This window comes from Companilactobacillus halodurans (genome assembly GCF_009600985.1).
Classification (GTDB): Bacteria; Bacillota; Bacilli; order Lactobacillales; family Lactobacillaceae; genus Companilactobacillus; species Companilactobacillus halodurans.
In genome coordinates, this window is the sequence record NZ_VDFP01000019.1 from 25300 (window position 1) to 50257 (window position 24958).

At 37.1% G+C, this 24958-nt stretch carries 19 protein-coding genes; 3 read left to right on the plus strand and 16 right to left on the minus strand.

The window, feature by feature from the left end; translation table 11 throughout:
- Positions 1–30 precede the first annotated feature (30 nt).
- From alaS to FHL06_RS09310, 14 genes are all read right to left on the minus strand, one after another.
- The gene (alaS, locus tag FHL06_RS09245) at positions 31–2667 is read right to left on the minus strand and encodes an alanine--tRNA ligase (protein ID WP_153385961.1); all 2637 of its coding nucleotides are present in this window, start codon (positions 2665–2667) and stop codon (positions 31–33) included.
- Positions 2668–2915: 248 nt separating this feature from the next.
- Positions 2916–4265: a DEAD/DEAH box helicase gene (locus tag FHL06_RS09250; protein WP_153385963.1), complete on the minus strand. Its 1350-nt coding sequence runs from the start codon at positions 4263–4265 to the stop codon at positions 2916–2918.
- Positions 4266–5222: a DHH family phosphoesterase gene (locus tag FHL06_RS09255; protein WP_153385965.1), complete on the minus strand. Its 957-nt coding sequence runs from the start codon at positions 5220–5222 to the stop codon at positions 4266–4268.
- Positions 5215–6348: a DNA polymerase IV gene (dinB, locus tag FHL06_RS09260; protein ID WP_337692550.1), complete on the minus strand. Its 1134-nt coding sequence runs from the start codon at positions 6346–6348 to the stop codon at positions 5215–5217. The genes FHL06_RS09255 and dinB overlap by 8 nt, the downstream gene beginning before the upstream one ends.
- Positions 6349–6362: 14 nt before the next feature.
- The gene (gene zwf, locus FHL06_RS09265; RefSeq protein ID WP_153385969.1) at positions 6363–7799 is read right to left on the minus strand and encodes a glucose-6-phosphate dehydrogenase; all 1437 of its coding nucleotides are present in this window, start codon (positions 7797–7799) and stop codon (positions 6363–6365) included.
- 233 nt (positions 7800–8032) lie between these two features.
- Complete coding sequence (locus tag FHL06_RS09270) at positions 8033–8179, minus strand: hypothetical protein (RefSeq protein WP_153385970.1); 147 nt, start codon at positions 8177–8179, stop codon at positions 8033–8035.
- Positions 8180–8266: 87 nt separating this feature from the next.
- Positions 8267–8785, minus strand: coding sequence for a preprotein translocase subunit YajC (gene yajC / locus FHL06_RS09275; RefSeq protein ID WP_153385996.1), 519 nt, complete (start codon positions 8783–8785; stop codon positions 8267–8269).
- A 96-nt stretch (positions 8786–8881) separates the two neighbouring features.
- Positions 8882–10024, minus strand: a complete 1143-nt coding sequence (gene tgt / locus FHL06_RS09280) for a tRNA guanosine(34) transglycosylase Tgt (RefSeq protein WP_153385972.1) — start codon at positions 10022–10024, stop codon at positions 8882–8884.
- Between the two features lie 9 nt (positions 10025–10033).
- A complete protein-coding gene (gene queA / locus FHL06_RS09285) occupies positions 10034–11071 on the minus strand; it encodes a tRNA preQ1(34) S-adenosylmethionine ribosyltransferase-isomerase QueA (protein WP_153385974.1) in 1038 nt (345 codons plus the stop codon).
- Positions 11072–11138: 67 nt separating this feature from the next.
- Positions 11139–12176, minus strand: coding sequence for a Holliday junction branch migration DNA helicase RuvB (gene ruvB, locus FHL06_RS09290; protein ID WP_420360965.1), 1038 nt, complete (start codon positions 12174–12176; stop codon positions 11139–11141).
- 25 nt (positions 12177–12201) lie between these two features.
- Positions 12202–12792 carry a Holliday junction branch migration protein RuvA gene (gene ruvA, locus FHL06_RS09295; protein WP_153385976.1) on the minus strand — a complete coding sequence of 197 codons (591 nt, stop codon included), beginning with the start codon at positions 12790–12792 and terminating at the stop codon, positions 12202–12204.
- A gap of 3 nt (positions 12793–12795) precedes the next feature.
- Positions 12796–14718: a DNA mismatch repair endonuclease MutL gene (mutL, locus tag FHL06_RS09300; protein WP_153385978.1), complete on the minus strand. Its 1923-nt coding sequence runs from the start codon at positions 14716–14718 to the stop codon at positions 12796–12798.
- Between the two features lie 15 nt (positions 14719–14733).
- Positions 14734–17373 carry a DNA mismatch repair protein MutS gene (gene mutS / locus FHL06_RS09305; RefSeq protein ID WP_153385980.1) on the minus strand — a complete coding sequence of 880 codons (2640 nt, stop codon included), beginning with the start codon at positions 17371–17373 and terminating at the stop codon, positions 14734–14736.
- 24 nt (positions 17374–17397) lie between these two features.
- Positions 17398–18201: a TIGR00282 family metallophosphoesterase gene (locus tag FHL06_RS09310; protein ID WP_153385982.1), complete on the minus strand. Its 804-nt coding sequence runs from the start codon at positions 18199–18201 to the stop codon at positions 17398–17400.
- A 189-nt stretch (positions 18202–18390) separates the two neighbouring features.
- On the opposite strand from FHL06_RS09310, the gene FHL06_RS09315 reads away from it, so the two are divergent.
- Together FHL06_RS09315 and FHL06_RS09320 are read left to right on the plus strand one after the other, a co-directional pair.
- Positions 18391–20160, plus strand: a complete 1770-nt coding sequence (locus FHL06_RS09315) for a DUF2075 domain-containing protein (protein ID WP_153385984.1) — start codon at positions 18391–18393, stop codon at positions 20158–20160.
- A 1-nt stretch (position 20161) separates the two neighbouring features.
- A complete protein-coding gene (locus FHL06_RS09320) occupies positions 20162–20500 on the plus strand; it encodes a nucleotide pyrophosphohydrolase (RefSeq protein ID WP_153385986.1) in 339 nt (112 codons plus the stop codon).
- Between the two features lie 62 nt (positions 20501–20562).
- On the opposite strand, the gene FHL06_RS09325 is transcribed toward FHL06_RS09320, so the two are convergent.
- Positions 20563–21258 carry a DUF554 domain-containing protein gene (locus FHL06_RS09325; RefSeq protein WP_153385988.1) on the minus strand — a complete coding sequence of 232 codons (696 nt, stop codon included), beginning with the start codon at positions 21256–21258 and terminating at the stop codon, positions 20563–20565.
- Between the two features lie 75 nt (positions 21259–21333).
- Positions 21334–22143, minus strand: coding sequence for a MerR family transcriptional regulator (locus tag FHL06_RS09330; RefSeq protein WP_153385990.1), 810 nt, complete (start codon positions 22141–22143; stop codon positions 21334–21336).
- 195 nt (positions 22144–22338) lie between these two features.
- Between FHL06_RS09330 and FHL06_RS09335 the strand changes: the two genes are divergently transcribed.
- Entirely contained in the window at positions 22339–24801 is a 2463-nt protein-coding gene (locus FHL06_RS09335; protein WP_238333999.1) for an isopeptide-forming domain-containing fimbrial protein, read from the plus strand.
- Positions 24802–24958: the final 157 nt, after the last annotated feature.

Here is a 24958-nt window from a genome sequence, read left to right on the forward strand (position 1 = left end):
TGAATAGCTTCATTTCAATTATAGCCCACTTTAATAAGATTTAATAATATCTTTGGCTAATTGTAACGCATTTGTTAAACCAGCAGGATTTTTCCCACCAGCTTGCGCCATATCTGGACGGCCACCGCCGCCACCTTGAATTTCCTTAGATATTTTTTTAACTAAATCTCCAGCCTTAACGCCTTTTGCTTGTGTAGCTTGATTTACAGCCACGACTAAACTAGCTTTTTTATCGCCACTTGCGCCAAGTACCAAAATATCAGATTTAGCATCATTTTTCCAAGTATCGGCTAATTGTCTTAATGTTGCCATATCAGTAGGAATAATGTTTGAAATAACTTTATATCCATTGATTTCCTCAACATTATCGAAGACTTCATCAGCTTTTTGAGTTGTCAATTGAGTCTTAAGATTTTGATTGTCTCGCTTGAGTTCTTTAATCTCATCGACCATTTGGTTTGCTCTAGCTGGAACGTCTTTTAGTTGATTAACTTTCAAATTCTTAGCAGTTTCTTGTAACAATTGTAATTGTTCATTCAAATATTCAAAGGCTTCTTCACCTGTGACAGCTTCAATTCTTCTTGTACCAGAACCAATAGCTGATTCAGAAGTAATCTTGAAAAGTCCTAATTCAGAAGTATTGTGGGCATGTGTTCCTCCACAAAATTCAGTTGAATAATCATCGATTTCAACAACGCGGACCTTGTCGCCATACTTTTCACTGAATAAGGCAATTGCACCCTTTTTCTTCTTAGCCTCTTCAATTGGCAAAACTTCTGTTTTAACTGGAATAGCAGCCCAAATCTTTTCATTAACGATTTTTTCCAATTGACTGATTTGTTCATCTGTCAAAGCAGCATTGCTATTAAAATCAAATCGTAAGTAATCAGGCTCAACTAATGATCCTGCTTGGTGCGTTCTGGAACTGACAACATCACGTAAAGCTTGATCCAATAAGTGAGTTGCAGTGTGATTGTGACGAACCTTTTCACGAAAATCAACATCAATTTCCAATTTGTAGTCAGTATCAACTGAAATCTCTGACATAACATTTACCACGTGGATATTTTGACCATTAGGAGCATGTTGAACATCAACAACTTCAGCAACTTGATTGCCTTTTAAGTCATAAATATTACCGGCATCGGCAACTTGACCACCCATTTCAGCATAAAAAGGAGTCTTATCAAAGACTAATTGTGCTTGACCTTCAGCAATTGTTTTAACTTCCTTGTCATCAGCAATGATATTCTTCAAATTGCTTTGAGTTTCATTGTGATCATAACCGACAAACTCACTAGGGGTCTTGATTTCCATCAAAGTTTCATCTTGCATACCCATTGATTGTAAATTGCCACGAGCATCACGAGCACGTTGCTTTTGAGCTTCCATGTTTTCTTTGAAGCCTGCTTCATCGACGCTCAAGCCTTCATCTTCAGCATACTCACGAGTAAGTTCCATAGGGAAGCCATAAGTATCATAAAGTTTGAAAGCACTAGCTCCGTCAATAACAGTTTGTTTTTCTTTACGAAGATCACTAATCACACCATTCAATAGTGCTAGACCAGCATCGAGTGTTTCTGAAAAGCGTTTTTCTTCTTGTTGAATCGTTTTAGCAATAAATTCTTGTTGTTGGCTAACTTCTGGATAATAACTTTCCATAATTTTACCAACGATTGGAACTAATCTATACAAGAAAGGACCATTGACGCCTAACTTCTTACCATTCAAAACTGCACGTCTAATCAATCTTCTGATAACGTAGCCACGTCCTTCATTTGAAGGCAAAGCTCCATCGCCAACCGCAAAAGAAACCGTTCTAGCGTGATCGGCAATAATCTTAAATGAAATATCATCTTCAGCATTTTCGCCATACTTCTTATTGCACAATTGACCAACATCTTCAATCAAAGGCATGAACAAATCAGTTTCAAAGTTTGTTCTTGTTCCTTGAACAATTGATACTAGACGTTCTAGACCCATCCCCGTATCAATGTTTTTATGAGGCTGTTCAACGTATTGACCATTTGGCAAGTGATTTAATTCTGAAAAGACAATATTCCAAACTTCAAGGTAACGTTCATTTTCGCCACCAGGATAATTTTCAGGGTCATCTTCTGAAAGGTTATTAAATTCTTGACCACGGTCATAAAAGATTTCGGAATCAGGACCACAAGGACCTTCACCAATATCCCAGAAATTATCTTCATTCTTTAGAATATGGTCTTCAGGAATTCCCACTTCAGCCCATAGTTTTTGAGTTTCAGTATCTTTAGGATAAGTTGTCACATACATCTTATCTTTATCCATACCAATCCATTCAGGACTTGTTAAAAATTCAAATGCCCAAGGAATAACTTCTTTTTTAAAGTAATCACCAACTGAGAAATTACCAAGCATTTCAAAAAAGGTTTGGTGACGAGCTGTCTTACCAACATTTTCGATATCATTCGTTCTGATACATTTTTGAGCATTAGTAATCCGTGGATTCTTAGGTACAACGGTACCATCAAAATACTTCTTTAAAGTAGCAACACCAGAATTAATCCACAACAAAGTTGGATCATCGTGTGGTATCAATGATGCACTGGGTTCAATCATGTGACCTTTTGTCTGGAAAAAGTCTAAAAACATTTTTCTTATTTCAGCACTTGATAAATTTTTCATTTTATCTCCCCTAAAAAAACACAAAATCGCTGCAATTCCAAGGACGCCACTGCGCGGTACCACCTTGTTTGCAACGATTCTCGTTAGCCTCTCAAAAATATTATCTACAATTTAAATTGGCAGCATCTTTATCTTAAATATTTAGGCTTTCTCACCATCTAGCCTTCTCTTAAAATATCTAACACAAGATATATCCAAAGAAAATATTAACCATCAACTCAAAAATTGTCAATATTTATAATTTTTGACTAATCTTTATTCTTTTTACGTCTTGCATCACGTTCGCGACGACGATCTTGTCTGATACGAACTTTTCTTTGTTGACGACGTTCTTCATTGATTGCTTTTTTAATCTTATTCTTGTAGCCAGGCTTTTTCTTAGTTTTTTGTTTCTTAACGAAACCAACTAGCTTAGTATCAAGTTTCTCTTGGTCAGCCTTACGGTTTACTCGACGGTCACGTTCCTTAACATCGACTACTTCACCATTCTTGATATCTTTATCAACGAATTTGATGCCCATGTGTTCAATATCGGCAATTTTATTTTCCTCACCTGGATCATATAAAGTAATGGCAATTCCTGACATTTTGTTACGGCCAGTTCTACCAACACGGTGAATGAAAAAGTCCAAGTCATCAGGGATTTCCGCATTGATAACATGGGAAACACCATTGATATCAATTCCACGAGCAGCTAAATCTGTTGCAACGACGAATTGATAATCCATATTTTCAACTTGTTTCATAGTTCTTTTACGTTCTCTAGGAGTCAAGCCACCATGAATCCGAGCGACTTTCAAGCCTTTATTGCGTAAATAATTGTAAATCGTATCAACAGTTTTTTTAGTATTAGCGAAAACTAAAACTAAGTATGGTTCACCCATTGTCATTAAGCGATAAATGATTTCATTCTTATCGCGTCCATGAGTGAACATCAACCAATTGTCAACATTTTTCGGAATAATCGTTCCTGATGTGATTTCAACACGTTTAGGACCATGCATATACTTCTTCAAAAATGGTTCAAGTTTTTGAGGAATAGTAGCTGAAAAGACCATCATTTCACGGTCTTCTGGCAACTTCTCAGTGATATTGTCAACTTCTTGTAAAAAGCCCATATCCAAAGTCATATCAGCTTCATCAATTACATATCTTTGAACATTTTCAACGTGTAAATCATTTTCACGAATCAAATCCCATAAACGTCCGGGAGTTCCAATTGCGATTTGTGGTTGGTGAGCTGCCAACTTTCTCTTTTGACGGTCACGGTCTGCCCCACCAACAAAGATAAAGGCATTATATTCTTCAGGATAATTCTTTAAAATAGCTTGCGTATCTTCATAGATCTGATAAGCCAATTCTCGACTGGGAGTAGCGATAAGGAGCTGAACTTCTTGATCCTTAGTCAATGCATTCATTGAAGGTAGCAGGAATGCGTGAGTTTTACCTGAACCGGTTTCGGATTGAACGATAATATCTTTTTTCTTATTAACTAAAGATATTACAGCCTCCTGAACCTTAGTTGGTTCCTCAAAATTAATTTCTTTTAATGATTTATTGATTGCATCATTAAAATTGTATTGTGAAAATTTAGTCATCTATTCACCCTTCTGGTTATATTTAGCTACGATTTCTTTCAATTCTTCAAACATTTGTTTAACTTCTGCCAAGTCTTTTGCGGTTGCGCCACTTGCTAGTGGGTGTCCGCCACCATCATGCTCTTTAGCTAATTCATTGATGATTGGTCCTTGAGAACGCAAGTGCATTCTAAATGTGCCATCATCTTTTTGAACAGCTTCCATCCATGAGCGAACTTCTTTAAGACGTCCTGGAGTTGAAACTACTGAGTTAGCTTGTTCTTGATTGATGCCTAACTTCTTCATTAAGTCGAGGTCAATCACTGCATAAGCTGCTCCTGAGTCATCGATTTGTAGAATATCGAAGAGGACTCCTTGCAATTTAGCCTGTTTCAAAGTAATTTCATTCATTTTATTGTTGATAGCCGCCGTATCGACACCTAAGGCGATGAATTTGCCACCGACTTCCATCGTGTGTTGAGTTGTGGCAGGATACAAGAAACGGCCTGTATCGCCAACAATCCCTGCATATAGATAGTAAGCAACTTCCTTAGTTAATTCTAAGTCGGAACTGCTTGCAATCAAATCAGCAATAATTTCTGAACTAGAACTGGCATCTGTGTTAACGAATAATTGATCTCCATAAGCATCATCGTTAGGATGATGATCGATTTTGATTAAGAAAGCTCCATCATCAAAACGTTGATCATCGATTCTTGGTCGATTAGCTGTATCAGTGACGATAACCAAAGCATCTTGATAGTCTGCATCAGTTACTTCATCAACTGTACTAAGCCATTTGAGACCTTCTGTATTATTTCCCCCAATTAAAACTTTTTTCTCGGGAAAAGCTTGATGAATCGTTGTTGCTAAACCTGCTTGTGATCCCAATGCATCAGGATCAGGGTTTTGATGACGTAGGATGATAATTCTATCATATTTTTTAATTGTTGCAATTATTTCGGCAAAGCTATTCATAAAAGTTGTCCTCCTTATAAGACAAATCCAAAGAAACTTCTTCGTAAGATAAAGGATCCAAATTAGTAACGGTAATCCCCAATAAGCGAATTTTTTGATCAGTCACCTTTAATTTATCATAAATATCCTTGGCAACACGATAAATATCGCTTTTTGTTTGCACATAATCTTGGAAACTCATTCGTCTAGTAATCGTTTCAAATTCGGAATTTCTCAATTTCAGGACGACCGTCTTGCCATGTTGTCGTTTATTCTTTAAATCTTGACTGACCATTTCAGCCAGAAAATCTAATTCGTAGTCAATCTGTTCTTCCGTGACTAAATTTCGATTATAAGTGCGTTCTCGACCAATTGATTTGCGCAACCGGTGCCCTTGTACTGGAGAGTCGTCAATTCCGTGGACTCGTTTGTAAATTACATACCCCATTTTACCAAACTTCTTCAAAAAGGCATCTTGGTCCATATTTTGCAAGTCTTCACCAGTATAGATTCCTAAGTCATGGAGCTTTTCCTGCATAGCTTTTCCGATACCATTGAATTTTTCAATCGGAATTGGTTTGAGAAATTCTTTGGCATATTTTCCCAAAATAATCGTCCGACCAAACGGCTTGCGATAATCTGAAGCCATCTTCGCTAAAAATTTATTGTAGGAAATCCCAACTGAACAAGTTAAGCGAGTTTCTTTAACGATTCTTTGTTGGATATAACTGGCAATTTTAATGGTATTTGTTTCATGTAATTTATTTTCGGTTACATCAAGATAGGCTTCATCTAAGGCTACCGTTTGATAATTATCAGTTACATCTGAAAAGATAGCATGAATTTGGTCGGATACTTGTCGATACAATTCAAAATTAGGTGGAGAAATCACCAATTTGCTCTTAGGTATTAATTCAACCGCTTGTTGAGCTGGCATAGCTGAATGAGCACCGTATTTTCGAGCATTATAATTTGCAGTTGTCACAACCCCGTGATGGTTGTGCTTTCTAGGGTCTTGGGCAACAATTAAACATTTCTTTTTGTATTCGGGATGTTCTCTTTCTTCCACAGACGCGAAAAAAGCATCCATGTCAACATGGATGATTTTTCGATTTTCTTCAATTTTAATTGGTATTTTTAAAAAGATGACTCACACCACCCTTAGTCCCAGATCCAAGTATTACCATCACGTTCTAATAGCATTTCGGCAGCATCAGGACCCATTGTTCCACTAATGTAATTAGGAAATTCGGGAGTTTGACTGTCCCAACGTTCTCTAATAGTGTCGATATATTTCCAAGTACTTCTCAATTCATCCCAAAGCGTAAAGTGAACACGATTTCCTGAAAGAATATCAATAATTAAGCTTTCATAAGCTTCACGGGCATGATTGAATTCAGCTTCTTCAGGGAATTTGATGAAATCTTGACCAGAATCTTTATAATTGATGCCGTTAATCAAAATACTTTGACCATCAATTTGTTCAATCAACAAAGTAACGACGGTATTAGCTCTAATTCCTAAATCAGCTACCTTATCGTTAAAGACAATATCAACACGGGATTGCTTATCAGGCAATCTCTTACCTGAACGAACATAGAATGGCACGCCACTCCAACGCTTTGATTCAAATTCAATTTTACCAGCTGTAAATGTTTCAATTTCAGAATCTGATGCTACTTTATCTTCTTCACGATAAGATTTTTTCTCGCCTAATTTGTCAGTGTCATATTGACCACGAACAAAACTCTTATCAACTTGTTCTGGTGTAAGTTCTTTCAAACTACCAAAGAGATCGCATTTGTGTTGGTGAATAACTTTAGCATCAGTTGCATCAGGTTCATCGCTAGCAACAGCACCAATAATTTGCATAATATGATTTTGAACCATATCTCTTAAAACTCCAGCCGTTTCGTAATAACCGCCACGATCTTCAACACCAAGCGATTCAGCTAAAGTAACTTGAATATTTGAAACATATTTATTATTCATAGCTTTTTCAAAAGTAGGGTTATTGGCACGGATATGTGGAATATCTTGTACCATTTCCTTACCTAAATAGTGATCGATTCGATAAATATCATCTTCAGGAAAGGCCTTTGAAATATTTCCGTTCAGCTCGCAAGCTGAATCTAAATCACGTCCAAAGGGTTTTTCGATAACTAGACGATTGTAGCCACTAGTTTTCAAACCTTCAGAATTAATATGTTCAGCTACGGTACCAAAGAATCTTGGGGCAATAGCCATGTAATAAACACGGTTATGACCGCAATCAAACTGGTCATCCAATTTAGCAGCCAAATTCTTCAAAGCAATATAATGTTCTGAATCGTTCACATCGTGTGATTGATAGTAAAAATGTTTGGCGAATTCTTTCATAACATCTTCATCATCATCAAAATAATCCTTCAAAGAAGTGATAACAGTCTCGCGGAAATAATCATCACTCCATGGACGACGTGCTGTTCCAATAACAGCAAAGTGATCCTTTAGAAAACCTGATTTGTATAATCGGAATAAAGAAGGATAAAGTTTCCGATGTGCTAGGTCTCCGGAACCCCCAAAAATAATAAATATTGCTGATTTCTCTTTAACCATTTTTTTAACTCCTTTGAAAGCATCATGTACTTATATTTTACAACATGTCTACTTAAACATCTGTTTAATTGACTTATTAATCATCAATAATTTGAATACTTTATATCTATGAAACTTTTTAATATCAACACTTTAAATAATACCCCTTAAAGTGAGGTTTAGGGCAAGTATAAAGACCTTTTAAACTAAAAAAACATCATCAATTTGTAAGCAAATCAATGATGTCAAAAATTTTACTTTTGTTGACAGAAACCTCTCAAATATTCAATTGTTTCTTCTTTAGTTTTAAAACCTTGTTGCTCTTTTACTTCTTCTAGTTTTTGTTGAGATTTCTTACTCAATGATTCTGGAACAACTTTTTTATGTTCGTTTTCAGTCATTTCATTTCACCTCACAAATAACAGGGTAACCTATTTTGACCCAAATAAAAAAGATTGGAACTCAAGGTTTCAATCTTTTTTATTAATTTACTTTGTTTCGTCTTTAGTATCATCATTAACAGCATCGTCAGTCTTTGGTGCTTCTTTAGATTCTGGCTCTGATTTTACTTCAGGTTTAGCTGCAACGGCATCATCTTTAGGAGCATCTGTTGTTTCAGCTTTTGGTGCATCTTCTGTTGTTTCAGCTTCAGCATCTTTATTATCAGTATTTTCAGGTTGTTTAGCAGCACTGTCTTTTGTAGCTCCACTAACTTTGTTAGCAGGTTCTGCACGACGAATGAAATTCAAATCAAATGTTAGATAAATTCCATCGCAATCAACAACAACTTCTTTACTTGCACGATCGATTGATGCAACAACACCCTTAATACCACCAAGTGTAACGACTTTGTCACCCTTGTTCATAGCACTAAGCATTTCTTGACGTTTTTGTTGTTGCTTCTTTTGTGGACGAATTGATAAAAAGTACATACCAACAAACATCACAACAATAAGAATAATAAATCCCATTGATCCACCACCGGCTGCAGCGCCTAATGTAAGCATATTCAAATTTTCCACCTCTTAATAATTTGCATAACTATAGGATAACAGAGATTTTCATCTGTTTCCATAATACAAGATTTTTCTTATAAAAATCTTCTAAAATTTCTTTGCATTTTCTTTATTGAAACCATAATCTTCAAAGACATGTTCTCTAAATTCTAATAAGTTATCATCTCGAATTGCTTGACGAACACCCTTCATCAAGTTCAACAAGAAGTACAAATTATGATAGCTAGTCAAATGCGTTCCAAATAATTCATTGGCATTAATCAAATGACGAATGTAAGCACGTGAATAATTACGACAAACGTAACAATCGCAATCTTCATCGATTGGTCGAAAATCACGAGCATATTTGGCATTTTTAACAACCAAACGACCGTGAGTTGTCATACAAGTACCATTTCTGGCAATTCTCGTTGGCAAGACGCAATCGAACATATCGATTCCTCTAATAACGCCGTCAATCAAGGAATCCGCAGTACCAACTCCCATCAAATAACGAGGTTTATTTTCAGGTAGCATTGGTGTAGTGAAATCAAGCACACGATTCATTTCTGTCTTCGATTCACCAACAGATAAACCACCAATCGAATAACCAGGGAAATCCATGCTTACTAAATCTCTGGCACTTTGCTTTCTGAGGTCTTCAAAGCCGGCACCTTGAACGATACCAAAGAGCGCTTGCCAATCAGGATTACGGTGAGCTCTTAAGCCACGTTCGGCCCAACGACTAGTTCTAGCCACTGATTTTTTGATGTAATCGTAGCTTTCAAAAAATGGTGGACATTCGTCTAAACTCATCATGATATCTGGACCTAAATAGTTTTCAATCTTGATAGCTTTTTCAGGCGATAAGAATTCACGACGACCGTTCAAATGATTTTTGAAGTGAACACCGGCCTCAGTGATATCACGCCTGTTAGCTAGTGAAAAGACTTGAAATCCACCAGAATCAGTCAAAATACCCTTATCCCAATTCATGAATTTATGCAAGCCACCGGCTTCTTTAACGATATCTTCACCAGGACGTAACCATAAGTGATAGGTATTCGACAAGATTATTGAAGCTCCAATTTTTTCCAAATCTTCTGGGGCCATATTCTTAACTGAAGCCTCAGTTCCAACAGGCATAAACATTGGCGTTTCAAAAGTTCCATGGGGTGTTTCCAATTGACCCAAGCGCGCTCCAGTATGTTTTTCCTTTTTGATTAATGTATATTTTACAGCTAGTTCCATAACTTTCCTCTACTTAATGAACATCGCATCACCAAAACTGAAGAAACGATACTTCTCCTCAACAGCGTGTTGGTAAGCGTTCAAAATATTTTCTCGACCAGTAAATGCGGCCACTAGCATAACTAAAGTTGATTTTGGCAAATGGAAATTCGTAATGAATTCATCAACCACTTTCCATTGATAGCCCGGTTTAATGAAGATGTCTGTCCAACCACTATCGGCCTTGATTTCGCCATTGAACTTAGTTCCAATCGTCTCCAAGGTTCTGATTGAAGTAGTTCCAGTCGCTACTATTTTGCCGCCGTTTTTCTTGACGTCATTTAAAGTCTTGGCTGAATCTTCATCCAAACGATAAAATTCTGAATGCATCACATGTTTATCAACATCAGTTTCAGTCACTGGTCTAAAGGTACCAAGTCCAACGTGCAATGTCACGTAAACTAGTTTGACACCCTTATCTTCAACCTTTTTCAATAAGTCCTTAGTCCAGTGCAAACCAGCAGTTGGTGCAGCAGCAGAACCATTTTCCTTGGCGTAAACTGTTTGATATCGATCAGGGTCATCAAGTTTTTCTTTGATGTAAGGAGGCAAAGGCATTTCACCCAATTGCTCCAAAATCTCCATGAAGATACCTTGATAATGAAATTCAATGATTTTGCCACCATGTTCCAAATTTTCGAGAACTTCAGCTTCCAATTGATCATCATCGCCAAATTTCACCTTAGTTCCAACTTTGGCACGCTTAGCAGGCTTCATCAAAACTTCCCACTTATCGCCCTCAATATTATTGAGCAGCAAAACTTCTTCGTGTCCATCAGTGTCTTCTTTGGTTCCATAAAGACGAGCTGGCAAGACACGTGAATTGTTCATAACTAAAGCATCCCCTGGATTCAAGTAATCCAAGATGTCATAGAAATGCTTATCTTGATACTTTCCTGTTTCATGATCCAAGACTAAAAGTCTCGATTGGTCACGATTCTTAATTGGTGTTTGAGCAATTAGTTCTTCCGGCAAGTCGTAATCGAAATCTTCTGTTGATAGTGACATATTCAAAATCTCCTTTAATAACTGGTTTTAAAACTTTCTTCAGATACGCCAAAACGAGCAAATCGCTTTACTCGTTTTTTTCAGGGTATGGCATCCCCATATGTTCATAGCCTTTTCTCGTTACAACGCGACCCTTGGCAGTTCTCTTCAAGAATCCCATTTGCATCAAGTAAGGTTCATAAACTTCTTCAATTGTTTCTTGATCTTCACCGATATTAGCGGCGATGACCTTCAAGCCAACAGGACCACCATTATACAATTCAATAATCATCATCAAAATACGACGATCCAAGTGGTCGAGTCCGGCATCGTCAACTTGTAATTGATTCAAAGCTGACTTTGCCATTTTATAATCAATTGTGTCTTTATTGGCGACTTGAGCAAAATCACGAACTCGCTTCAACAAGCGGTTGGCAATTCTTGGCGTCCCTCTTGAACGACGAGCAATTTCATGAGCACCCTCTTCGTCAACATTGATATTTAAAACGCTGGCTGAACGAAAGACGATTTTTGCTAATTCATCTATCGTATAGTACTCCATTCGTTCAACGATTCCAAACCGATCGCGCAATGGTGCTGAAAGTTTTCCAGCTGCTGTCGTTGCACCAATCAAAGTATAAGGAACTAATTGGTGATGCAAGGAACGTGATTCGCTGCCTTGACCAACAATGATATCGATATAGAAATCTTCCATAGCTGAATAAAGCACTTCTTCGACTGCACGAGGCATTCGGTGAATCTCATCAATAAACAAGACATCGCCTGGTTCAAGTTCATCTAAAACGGCTACTAAGTCACCTGATTTTTCAATTGAAGGACCAGTCGTCGTATGGATATTAACGCCCATTTCATTAGCAATAATCATTGCCAAAGTTGTTTTACCTAACCCGGGAGGTCCATATAACAAGACGTGATCCAAAGTTTGTTGCCGTTGTTTAGCAGCCTTGATATAAACGGCTAATTCTTTTTTAGCCTTTTCTTGACCTAAGTATTGGTCAAAACTTTGGGGACGTAATGTTTGTTCGACAACATCTTCAATGTCATCTAATGAATCTGCATCAGTCAAACGTTCATTATCGTTTTCGCTATTTTCGATTTTTGACACTCCCTTCTATTTTTAACTATCAATTTTACTTACTCAATAATTTTAAACCGGCACGCAAGTATTCATCGGCGGTCTTAAGATTTGTCTTTTCAAGTTGCGATTTGACCTTGCTGATTTCTTTTGGTGAATAGCCTAAGGAATCTAGAGCAGCTAAGCCATCTTCTAATTCTTGATTGGCAGTAGTTAAGGCCACTGGAGCTTGTCCTAAGGTCATTTGACCTTCAGATGTAAATTTGCCTGACAAATCCAAAATAATTTGTTGAGCTGTCTTCTTACCAATTTTAGGAAACTTAGTTAAGAATTTAACATCGTTATTTTCAATCGCGTGAATCAAGCCTTGCAAGTCTTGCCCAGCCAAAATTGCTAAAGCACTCTTAGGTCCAATTCCAGAAACGCTGATTAGGTGCAAAAAGATATTCTTCTCGTTCAAGTCATAAAATCCATACAATGCTTGCTCGTTATCACGAACGATCTGTTCGACGAACACACGAGTCTTTTGATTCTCTTCATAGCGATAAGGGTTGGCAACTTGGACTTTGTAGCCGACTCCGCCAACATCTACCACAATATATGAAGGGGTAACGATTGAAATCAAACCATTTAAATATTCAAACATTTTTTATTCACTCTCTCTAGTATCATGTGGATCTTGAATTCTCTTAAACATTTTTTCCAAATCTTTATTGCTAAATTGTACCAAGACTGGACGGCCATGGGGACAATTATAGGGATTTTCTGCTTTAGTCAAATTCTTCAACAATTGGATTGCTTCATTATCAGTCAGATGATGATTAGCTTTGATAGCACGTTTACAGCTCATCATGATAGCATTTTTTTCACGGAAACTGGCCACGCTGATTTTAGAATCATTCAATACATAATCGACCATTTCTTTGATAGTCGACTCTTCTTGACCCGGTACGAACCATGTTGGATGAGTATTGACGACAAAACTGTTTTGACCAAAGTCATCTAAATACAAGCCGATACTTTCTAACACTGGTTTCTTTTCCTTGATTAAAATACTTTCAGAATTAGGATAATCCAAAACTATCGGTACGAGTAATTTTTGTTGATCAGTTGAAACTTTACCAATTTCTTTTCGATAGTATTCGTAATTTACCCGTTCTTGAGCTGCATGTTGATCAATCAAGTAAAAGCCATCTTGGCTTTCGGCAACTAAATAAGTTCCGTGAATCTGACCAATGTAGCGCAAATCTGGAAAACTAGATTCAGCTTTAGTCTCCACTTGCTGAGAACTTTCGACAGTTGAAGTTTGCTTAGAATCTAAGACTTTAACTTTGCTTTCGACTTCATCTTTTAAACGTTGATCCCAGGCTTTTAAGTGTTTAGGATCTTTAAAGATTGGCATTCCGTCCATTGGCGTTTCCACTCGTTTTGGAGTTTCGACATTTTTTTGAGCAGTTGTAGTCAATGGTTCATTAATTTTATCGATAGCTGAGACATCTTGAAAACTGATTTGTTCCGGACGATACGTATCAACTGGCTTAGTTGGTTCTTTTTTACCAAGGTTTTTAACGGCATCAGGAATCAAATTTTGATTCGACAGCCGTTTCTTGATGCCCTCACTGATTAAATCAGCAATATGTCCTTCATTTGACAATCTGACTTCTTGTTTAGTCGGGTGAACGTTGATATCCATTAAACTAGGATCAAGTTTGATATCAATGACAGCTATCGGAAAACGAGCCACCATCAATTTGGAACCGTAGCCTCTGATAACAGCGTTAGTTAGTTGGAAATTTTTGATGTAACGTCCATTGAGCATAAATGAGATGTAAGAGCGATTGGACCGCGTCGTATCGGGTTTTGAAAAGTAGCCTTTGATTTGATAATCGGGGTCAGAATTTTCAAAATCCAACATGTGACTGGCAATCGTGCGTCCATAAATCCCGGCAATGGTTTGTTGCAAATTATTATTGCCAGAAGTCCAAACTAAATCTTTTCCTTCATGAATCAAACGAAAGGAAATTTCGGGATGTCCCATTGCCAAACGGTCAACGATATCAACGATTCGATTCAGTTCGGTATGAAGCGATTTAACGTATTTCAAACGAGCTGGCGTATTGAAGAACATGTCTTCCACTGTCATCGTCGTACCTTTTGAACGAGCAAAAGTTTCCTTTTTTATTAATTCATTACCAGAAAATTTTGCTCTGACAGCCGACTTGCCATCAGTGCTGGTGACGACGGTCAACTTAGAAATAGACGCGATACTTGCTAAGGCTTCACCACGAAACCCGAGCGTTCTAACATTGAACAAATCACGTTCAGTGGAAATCTTACTAGTCGTATGCGGCAAAAAGGCGACTTCAACGTCATCACTTTCGATTCCTTTACCGTTGTCATTGACTTCGATAAATTTTAAACCAGCTTGTTTGACGGTGATTAAAATCTGTGTTGCTTTAGCATCGATGGAATTTTCGACCAGCTCTTTGACGACTGATGCGGGGCGTTCAATAACCTCACCAGCAGCAATCTGGTTACTAAGTTCAACTGGCAATTCATGAATTAAACCCAAAATTTTCCACCTTCTCTACTTTAATTTTTTCTGCCACTTGTAAATCAAGTTAATGGCTTCAATTGGCGTGACACCCATTAAATCTTCATTGGTTAATTCTTTAATAATTTGACTCTCCTTAGATGAGAGTTTTTTAGGAGCTTTCGGTTCTGGGAAAAGCGATAATTGCGTATCGTCAGCTGTTGGTGCTGGCTCTTCCACTTTTAACGTCTCCTCTTTTTCCGGCTTCTTTTCTGGTACTTCAATTGGCTCTGCTTCTTCTTCTGAAAGAGTCGTATGAACAGAGGTTTTCTCAAGGTTATTTAAAATCTTGCTAGCCCGAGTCAAAACATCATCTGGTAAACCGGCTAGTTTAGCTACGTGAATACCGTAAGATTTATCAGCTGGTCCAGGTAAGACTTTGTGCAAGAAGACTAAATCGCCATTTTCTTCTGAAGCGTCAACGTGAACATTACGTAATCCTGGCAACTGACTTTCTAATTCCGTCAATTCATGATAGTGGGTTGAAAACATCGTCATTGCTTTAACATTCTTGTCGATATATTCAATGATAGCTTGAGCTAACGCCATGCCATCATAAGTGGCTGTTCCTCGACCAATTTCATCGAAGATAATCAAACTATTAGCTGTGGCATTCTTTAAAGCATCATTAGCTTCACGCATCTCGACCATGAAAGTACTGTCACCGGAAATTAAATCATCAGCGGCACCGATTCTCGTAAAGATGTGATCAAAAATTGGCATCTTGGCTGACTCTGCTGGTACAAAACAACCGATTTGAGCCATGATAACAGTCAAGGCTAATTGACGCATATAAGTACTTTTACCAGACATATTAGGTCCAGTTATCAACAGGATGTCGGTTGAATCATCAAAATTAACATCGTTTGGAATATAGCTATTGTTGCTCAAGACTTTTTCCACAACGGGGTGACGACCATTTTTAATGTCTAATTGATGACCTTCGATAAAAGTAGGTGCGACATAGTGGTAGTCTTCACTGACCACCGCAAAACTTTGGAGAACATCTAATTGAGATAAAATATTAGCTAAAGCTTGGATGCGGCGAATTTGGTCTTTGATTTGTTTTCTGATTTTATCGAACAAATGATATTCCAAACTCTTGGACTTTTCTTCAGCTTCAAGAATCAAGCTTTCCTTTTCCTTTAATTCAGGCGTGATATAACGCTCAGCATTGACCAGTGTCTGCTTTCTTTGATAACGATCTTCGGGGACTTTGTCGATATTAGCCCGACTAACTTCGATGTAATAGCCAAAAACTTTATTGTAGCCAATTTTGAGATTATTAATACCAGTCTCTTCTTGTTCCTTAGCTTTTAAAGTTGCCAGCCATTGCTTGCCATTTTTGGAAGCATCGAGATATTTATCAAGTTGTTCATCAAAGCCCTCTTTAATCAAGCCACCGCCAGTTACAGAAATTGGAGCTGCTTCAACGATTGCCTTGTCGATAAGTTCTCTAATGTCAGCTACTTCGTCGATTTTTTCCACAAATGCTGTCAATTCATCGTCACCGATATCTAAGAGAATCGATTTAATCTCTGGGACTTGTTCTAATGATGTCTTTAATTGAATCAAATCACGTCCATTGACGGTCCCATAAGCTACTCGACCGGCTAAACGTTCCAAATCATAGACTTTAGTTAAGTAGTCTTGGAAAGATGAACGTTGGAAATAATTGTCCAAAAAGACTTGCACGAAATGTTGACGACGTTTTAACTTATCCACGCTCACTAAAGGACGAGCTACCCATTGTTTTAACAAACGGCTTCCCATAGCAGTTTTAGTTTCATCTAACAGCCACAAAAGCGTTCCTGATTTTTTATTAGTGCGCATGTTCTTGAACAGTTCCAAGTTGCTTTGAGCCGAGTGATCCATGGCTAAATATGCCGAAATCTCATAAGGTTGAGCGGCTTTTAAATGGTCTAGTGAACGCATTTGTGTCTTAATCAGATAACTTATCAACAACTTAACGGTTGAAACTTCTTGGTCAGAAGTGACTTGTGAAAAGTCGAAACTGTAGTTTTCTTCCAATTCATCTAGCTTAGAAATTAAAATGCCTAGTTTGCGTAATTTATCGAGATACTTTTGAGGGAAAGTGCCATAAACCACTGTTTCTTTGGTATCAAGGTTTTGCAATTCATTGGTCAAATCTAATTGTGTGGAAACAGAAGTTACTTTGACTTCACCTGTTGATAAGTCGGCGTAAGCTAAACCAAATTTTCCATTGTTAGCTGTAATTGCGGTGATGTAATTATTTTCCTTAGCTTGGTCAGTCTTGTCCATGATGGTACCTGGTGTGACAACACGAGTAACGCCACGTTTGACCATTTTGCCTTGAGCATCAGCAGGATTTTCTAACTGGTCGCAAACGGCAACTTTGTAGCCTTTATCCACAAGCGTGTCAATATAGCCTTCGATTGCATGGTGCGGCACTCCACACATTGGGATGCCTTCGTCAGCTTTTTTATTGCGAGATGTCAGCGTCAATTCCAAGATTTGAGAACCCTTGACGGCATCGTCATAGAACATTTCATAAAAATCACCAACTCGATATAACAAAAAAGCATCTGGGTATTGTTTCTTATACTCCAGATATTGCTCCATCATTGGCGTTTCTTTAGTTTTTTGTGGCATGAATTCCCTCCACTTATTTTTTAGTTAATTTAGAAAATTTTGATTATTTGGTGTGATGACGTAATTCTTAATACTACGAGCGTAGTTGGTTTTATCATTTATTTCAACGACGCAGAAATTGATTTGCATGCGACCATCTTCATCGACGTCAAATTTGTTTGGTCTTTGAGTGAGGAAACGGTTGATAATAGGTTCCTTTTTGTCACCAAGAATCCCATCATATGAACCAGTCATTCCGACATCTGTTAACAAAGCTGTTTGTTTGTTGATAACCTGTGCATCATTTGTTTGGACGTGTGTATGCGTTCCAACAACCGCTGAAACTCGTCCAACCATGTAGTTGGCAAAAGCAATTTTTTCACTTGTTGTTTCAGCATGGAAGTCTACAAATTTTATGGCATCCTTGTCCAATTTGTCAATTAACTTGTCAGCAGCAATAAATGGATTATCGAGCGGCTGCATCAAAGCAGTTCCTTGCATATTGATGACATCAACTTTTTTACCATTAACGTTAATTTCAATGTAGCCTCTTCCAGGAACGTGGTCCCCAGAAAAGTTGTACGGACGCAAAATATTTTTCTTGGGATCATCAATGAAATCCAAGACTTCGCGTTTATCCCAGCTATGATTTCCACCGGACACGATATCAGCACCAGCACGAGTAATCTTTTGATAGTCTGGTTCTTTGATACCTTTGCCACCAGCGGCATTTTCACCATTAACAATCGTTAATTGTGGCTTTACCCTCTTTTTAATCTCAGGTAAATATGTTTCTATAGCTTTAATGCCGACAGAGCCGACGACATCTCCTACGAAGAGTATTTTCATTACGTTTTTATCCCCAATCTTTACCTATGATATTGTATCAATTTTAGCAGAAATTAAAAAGACCAGACGAACGTCTGGTCGGTTTATTTTGAATTTTAATTTAGCTGCCGATTCCTCATCAAATTTACTTTTACTCGATCAAAGAAAACAGGTATTATGATCTTAAAATCAAATAAGGGAATCTAAACAATGGATAAAGATATTTCGTCACCAATCATTGAAGAAATTAATTATGATAATGACTCTTTGACTGAGCTTGAAAAGAAAATAAATTCAACTGATAAATCAAAGCTCTTATTCAGGTATCCAACTATTTATATCGTCAACGAGAAAACTAATTCTAAGAAAAATCAAAAATCATTTGACAATTATTCTGTTTACGTCGGTGAAACTAATGATATAAAACGTAGAACCAATGAACATCTTCAAATCGATTCAAAGGAAAGTAAATTTTGGAAAGATATTGAACAATCTAATAGTGCTGAAATGTTTTTGATAGGACACAGCCACTTCAATAAATCATTAACTTTAGACATTGAAAACCGTTTGATGCACTATATGTCAGGAATAGATTCTGTCAAAAGTATTTCCAATAAAAGGTCGAATCAGCAAGATGAGTATTATACATCTAATGAACTAGATAGTATTTTTCAAAAAATCTGGACTGGTTTGAGAAATAAAAAAGAACACCTTTTTCCACCACTAAACGTTATAAAAGATTCCGCCATTTTCAAAGCATCGCCCTTTCATAAATTAACAATTGAACAGTTTAAAGCTAAGGACCAAATTCTTGCCAAAATTGAAGAAGCACTGAATCGCAATAAAAGCGGTCAATTAATTTTAGTAACTGGTGAAGCTGGTGCTGGAAAAACCGTTTTGTTAAGTAACCTATTCTACGAATTATTTCAATTATCGGCTAAGGACAGCGATAATGTTATTTTGAGAAATAAAACCGAAACCTTGCTAGTCAATCATGAACAACAATTGAAAGTTTATCAACAGATTGCAGAGAAATTAGGATTATCAAAAGGAAAAAACAAATCAATAGTTAATAAACCTACTAATTTTATTACCCATCACTCTGTAGATAAAAAAGTAGATATTTTATTAGTAGACGAAGCTCATTTACTTTGGACGCAGGGCAAGCAATCATATCAAGGTAAAAATCAATTAGCTGATTTATTGCAAAGAGCCAAAGTAGTCGTTGCTGTGTTCGATCCAAATCAGATTCTCACAACTGAAGAATATTGGGATGAAAATCAACTTACTAAATTAAAGCTTGATGCTCATGCCAAAAATAATTTGATTGAATTAAAAAATCAGATGCGTATCAATGGGAATGCTGACACTGTGAGTTGGATTAGAAATTTGATTGACAAACAATCTATTTCTAACATTCCTTTTGATGACCAGTATGATTTAAAAATTTTATCATCTCCTGAAAAACTTTATCAAGCCATAAAAACAAAATCTGAAAATCAAGATTCCGGTATTTCTCGGCTTCTCGCAACTTTTGATTGGAAATATATCAACGGGAAAAAAGATGAGAATGGAGATTTATGGCAAGTTAAAATCAATGATTTCTCAATGCCTTGGAATTTACAATTGCCAAAAGTAAAGAAGACAAAAAATTTAGCTTGGGCTGAACAGGAACAAACGATTGATGAAATTGGTTCAACTTTTACTATCCAAGGATTCGATTTGAATTATGCAGGTGTCATTATCGGACCCTCAGTGAAATATCAAAATGGGAAAATTGTTTTTGATAAAACTGCTAGTAAAAATCGTAAAGCGACCCAGAGAAGAAGTTTCCAAGGACAAAAGATTGATAATTCCAATGAATTCTTGAAAAACGAATTAAATGTTCTTTTAACGCGTGGAGTCAATGGCCTTTATATCTTCGCCGTTGACGATGCTTTGCAACAAAAACTCTTAGAAGCACAGAAAGGATCGATTTAATATGTCAAATACTATGGATAAAGTCAATAAATTTCGTGACGACCGCAATTGGAGAAAATTTCATAACGAAAAGGATTTAGCCATTTCCATTTCTTTAGAGACTTCCGAGTTATTGGAATTATTCCAATGGAAAAAATCTCAAGAGGTCGTCGATAAAAAGCCTGATAAAATTAAAGAAGAACTAGCTGATGTTTTGATTTATTCGTATATGATGGCTGATAATATGAACTTTGATATTGACGAAATAATGGCTGAGAAGCTCAAAAAGGATAGTGAAAAATATCCTGTGGATAAAAGTTTCGGTAATAATAAAAAATACACTGAACTCAAAAACAATTAATTACCAAATTTAAAATGGAGTTACAAATTGATGAAATCTCAATTTGTAACTCCATTTTTTACCTAAAACAACTGCATAATCTCAATCACAACAATTGGAACTGCCAAAGATGGCAATAAATTCAACACTTTAATTTTTTTGATATTCAACAAACCTAATCCAGAGGCAAAAATCAAAACGCCTCCAACAATCGTTAATTCGGTAATCATATTGGTATTAATCGAATTCTGCAATAAAATCGCTATCAGATAAATACTCCCTTGCCAAACAAAAACAGCTATTGCCGCTAGAGCCATCCCTATTCCAAAGGTGGATGCCAAAACGATTGAAGTGATTCCATCGAGCATTCCATTGGTAAATAAGAAGGTCGAGTCATGATTCAATGCTTCTTGAATGGGACCTAAAATCGACAGCGAGCCGATACAGTAGAGTAACACTCCGGTTGCCAAACCCTCTGCTAAATTTTTCCCTCCGTCAGTACTCTTCTTGGAAAATTTACCGACCAGATTATCAAAATGTTTCTCCAAATTGATCCACTGGCCCAACAGTCCCCCAATTGCCAGGCTGACGATGAACAAAACGGGATAATGACTTTTTGGCATCCGTTCGACGACGGCATTGATACCAATCATCATGGCAGCTAATCCCAAAGCTTGCGTCAGAATTTCGTTATACTCAGCTTTAATGCCCTTTTTGAAATAACTGCCCGCAAAACTTCCGGCGATAATCATTATCACATTAAAAATCGTTCCTATCATAGTAATCCCCCAGATACTGTTATTTTAATTCATAAGTATAAACTCTCCAGTAACTAGAGGGTCAATGAAAAATTGTTAAACTATTGGTATTTTAATTTCTGTCACATATTTTGATAGATCATCGGTGATGCCGTAATCGATCAAAGTCGTCTCAACAGCATCGCCGTTGATTTGATAATTATGTTGAGAACAATAATCTATCAGCTTTTGATACTCAGGTCCTGCTGTATTGTGGGTCCCATGAAATCGCAAACGTAAATAAGTTCCCGCTGGTAAAGTTGCGGTTGCTTGATTGTCGGCGCCTGGTTCTAAAATCATGATTAATTCAGTATATTCATCAAACTTTTGGTGCAACAATTGCTCTTTTGAAATTGCCAAAGCAATCTTGCCTAAAAAAATATTCTTCTCCAAATTATACTTTTTGCGTAGCACTGAAATCGGAAATTCAATGTCCTCATTAGGTCGATATGATTCTTTCAAAATAACTACTGGAATAGCTTCTAACTTCACTACTTCTATTTCACCCAACGTACTATTTAAAGCATCCTCAACTTGCAGCAAACGGTCATCGATTCTTTGTTCAACTTTGCGCAGAGTTGTGATTTGCTTTTGTACCTGCACTTTTTGTTCTCTTAGCATTGCTTCCAATTTCGAAGTATCGCGGGCTTCAAAAAAATCTTTGATGGCATCCAATGACAAATCCAAAGTTCGTAAATAAGTTATTACATTTAAGCGTTCAAATTGTTCAGTCGTGTAATAACGGTAATGGTTCTTTGAATCCACTTTAGCTGGTTTCAAAATTCCTACTTCATCGTAGTACCGCAAAGTAGGAATTTTAGTTTTAAATATTTTAGCCAACTGACCAATTGTAAATAATTGATTCATAATTTTTCCTCTTAAATTAATTATTTAATTCATATTATGAAATTTTTTTAGTTAATAGATGGGCCATTAAGTTAATTAATTCACGATATAATGCAAATTGTAGATAGTACAAATTTGTATTAAACGATCAAGTTTTTTGGGGGAATAGACATGAAGTGCCAGAGAACATTTCTAAAAATACTATTCAGTTTCTTTATGACAATAATAATGGTCCTCACTTTTTCAAATAATACAATAACGGTCAAAGCTCTTTCAGAAGCAGACCTTGTTAGTGCTGCCACAAAAATGAGCGAATACGATGGTATTACTAATTGGAAAAGGCAACTGAATTCACCTTCAAATGATATTGGAAATATCACCATTGGCGGAAACGTCTCACTAGGATACACCTTTGGTACTGCAAGAGATGCCAATAATAACGTTAAAGCTGGCGATAAAACCATCACTTCTTCCAGTACCACAGCTACTCAAGGCAGCAGTCCAATTATTACTAATTCAAAAATCAACGTCTTTTTAAATAATAATGGTAAGTATTACGGAATTTTACACCAAGGAACTGATTCATATAACGGTACTGGTGGCAGTCCACAAATGGCCTCTGATACTTCAATCGACTTCGCACTCTTGACCGCCACTAGTTCAGACACGACTTTCAATAAAACGAGCAACGTTCTAGCTAATTTAAGCGATTACGATAGCACTAACCACATTGCTAAACTTTATTACACTGGAACTGACGCCAACAACAAACCAGTCTTTAAAATCGTTGGTTACTATTCTAAATTACAAGTTTACGTTGAAATCGTTCTAAGACCATCGATCAGTGGTTCACCGGTCGTCCAACGTGAATTGTATGTCTATAATCCTAGCAATGCCAAAAAGCAATTTCAAACTTTCTTCGGAGAAGATACAGCTTTGAGTCCCAACATGGATACCACAGTTGATAATGTCCCCATGTTTGCTATCGGTGACGGTGAAGGACTCTATTTGTTAAGTGGTTCAACCTATGATCCAGCTTCAAAACTATTCGTAACTAATGATGATAAAAATGGCAATGGCTTCAAAGACTTCATGGGACGTGTTTTCTCCAATCCTACTAACTGGGGTGTCAAAGGAAAGCAAGGTTTAGGCAGCAGTGCCAATATGGTTTCGCCTACTCTTCCTTGGGCCAGTAATCCAACCGCCACTCAAAACGGTGATACAGCGGCTGCAAAAGATGCTAATTTGTTAAAAGGTAAAGATAATTCTGGGAAAGAATATGATGTTGTTGATACCAACAACAAACAAGATACAGCTTATACTCTCAGATGGCCGGAAACAAATTTGGCAGCTGGTGGCGTATCTCGTTACGTTTCAAATATTGGTGCTACTATTGCTGGTTATGCAATTCCTATTGTTAGTAAAACTTATGAGAATTTAACATCAAAAGATGGAAAAAACCATGTTGGCGATACTTTACGATTTACTTTGACCACGAAAAATGATGGTTACAACGCAACTTGGATTTTAACGAAACTCATAGATGACTTACCTGCGGGGTTAACAGTTAACAAAAATTCTCTTGTCGGTGATTTTAGTGTTAACAATAACACCATTACTTTCAACCCTTACCTTAGTATTGAAGATGGTACTTCAGCTAAAGTTACTTTTGAAGCTACAATCAACAATGAAGCCCCAGACAACTTAACAGATGGTCACTTAACCAATACCGCTAGTTTCACTGGATCTAATCTTGGTCTCAGCGATTCACAAACCTATACTGACAGCGTCGATATTCCTGTCGAAATACCGGATTTTAAATACCGCTTCACTAAGGAACTCAGAAATGACACAACTGACCCAACTGGCGATTTTACCAACAAAGTCACTGCTAAAAAAGATGATATTATCGAGTATCAAATAAAATTTATCAGTAACGGTAAAGATAGTTTGGACAGCTCAACTTTCAGCGATACCTTGCCCGACAGTCTTGAATTAGTTCCTAACAGTGTTACTTTAAATGGCTCCAGTCGTGACAGTCTCAATTTCCCAGTTAATATGCTGGTCAATGGCATGACCAATACCATTAGTTTCAAAGCTAAAGTTACTGGCACAATGGCATCAACTGCTTCCAATACAGCTTATCTGCAAAATGTGAAGACGAGTGGCGACGAAACCTTCAGCAGTCTGCCGACCGAACAGAGTGCCGATGTCGAGATTCAAGAAGCTTTACCAACGACTGCTTTTACAGAGGTTCCTAGTAAGATCGACTTTGGTAGCATCAATAACCCTACCGCTGACAAGTTACTACCTAATATCAGTACAACTGGAAAACTGGTGATCGACCATACCGATGACACGGCCTTTCAAGTGCTGGTCAGTTATGACAATGATGGCTCCGACCCTATCGCTAACACTAATACGAGCGAAAAACTCAACCAATCTAATGACGATTGTCTGTTCTTCAATCAAGCAGATTCTGAGAATTCAGATAACTTCTTGCCGATTACCAAAGATGGTGTAGCCATTAATAGCGCTGGTTTCAAAGGCTCGTATACTGGTTTCGACCTCAGTAAATATATTGGGTTAAAGAAATGGAAGTTGCGCGTTCCCGGAAATACTGATGCAGGAAACTACAACGGCAAAATCACTTGGTCGATTCAAGACGTGCCACAATAATAATTTTTATAAAAATAAAGCTAGTAACCGTTTGAAGTGAACCCTCCTAGTTGGAGTAATCCAACGGGAGGGTTTTCTTTGTTTTCAAAAGATATTAAATTGGCTTGTATAACAGATGTTAATAATGGGTTGCCTATTGTACAAGCTATGAAAAAAT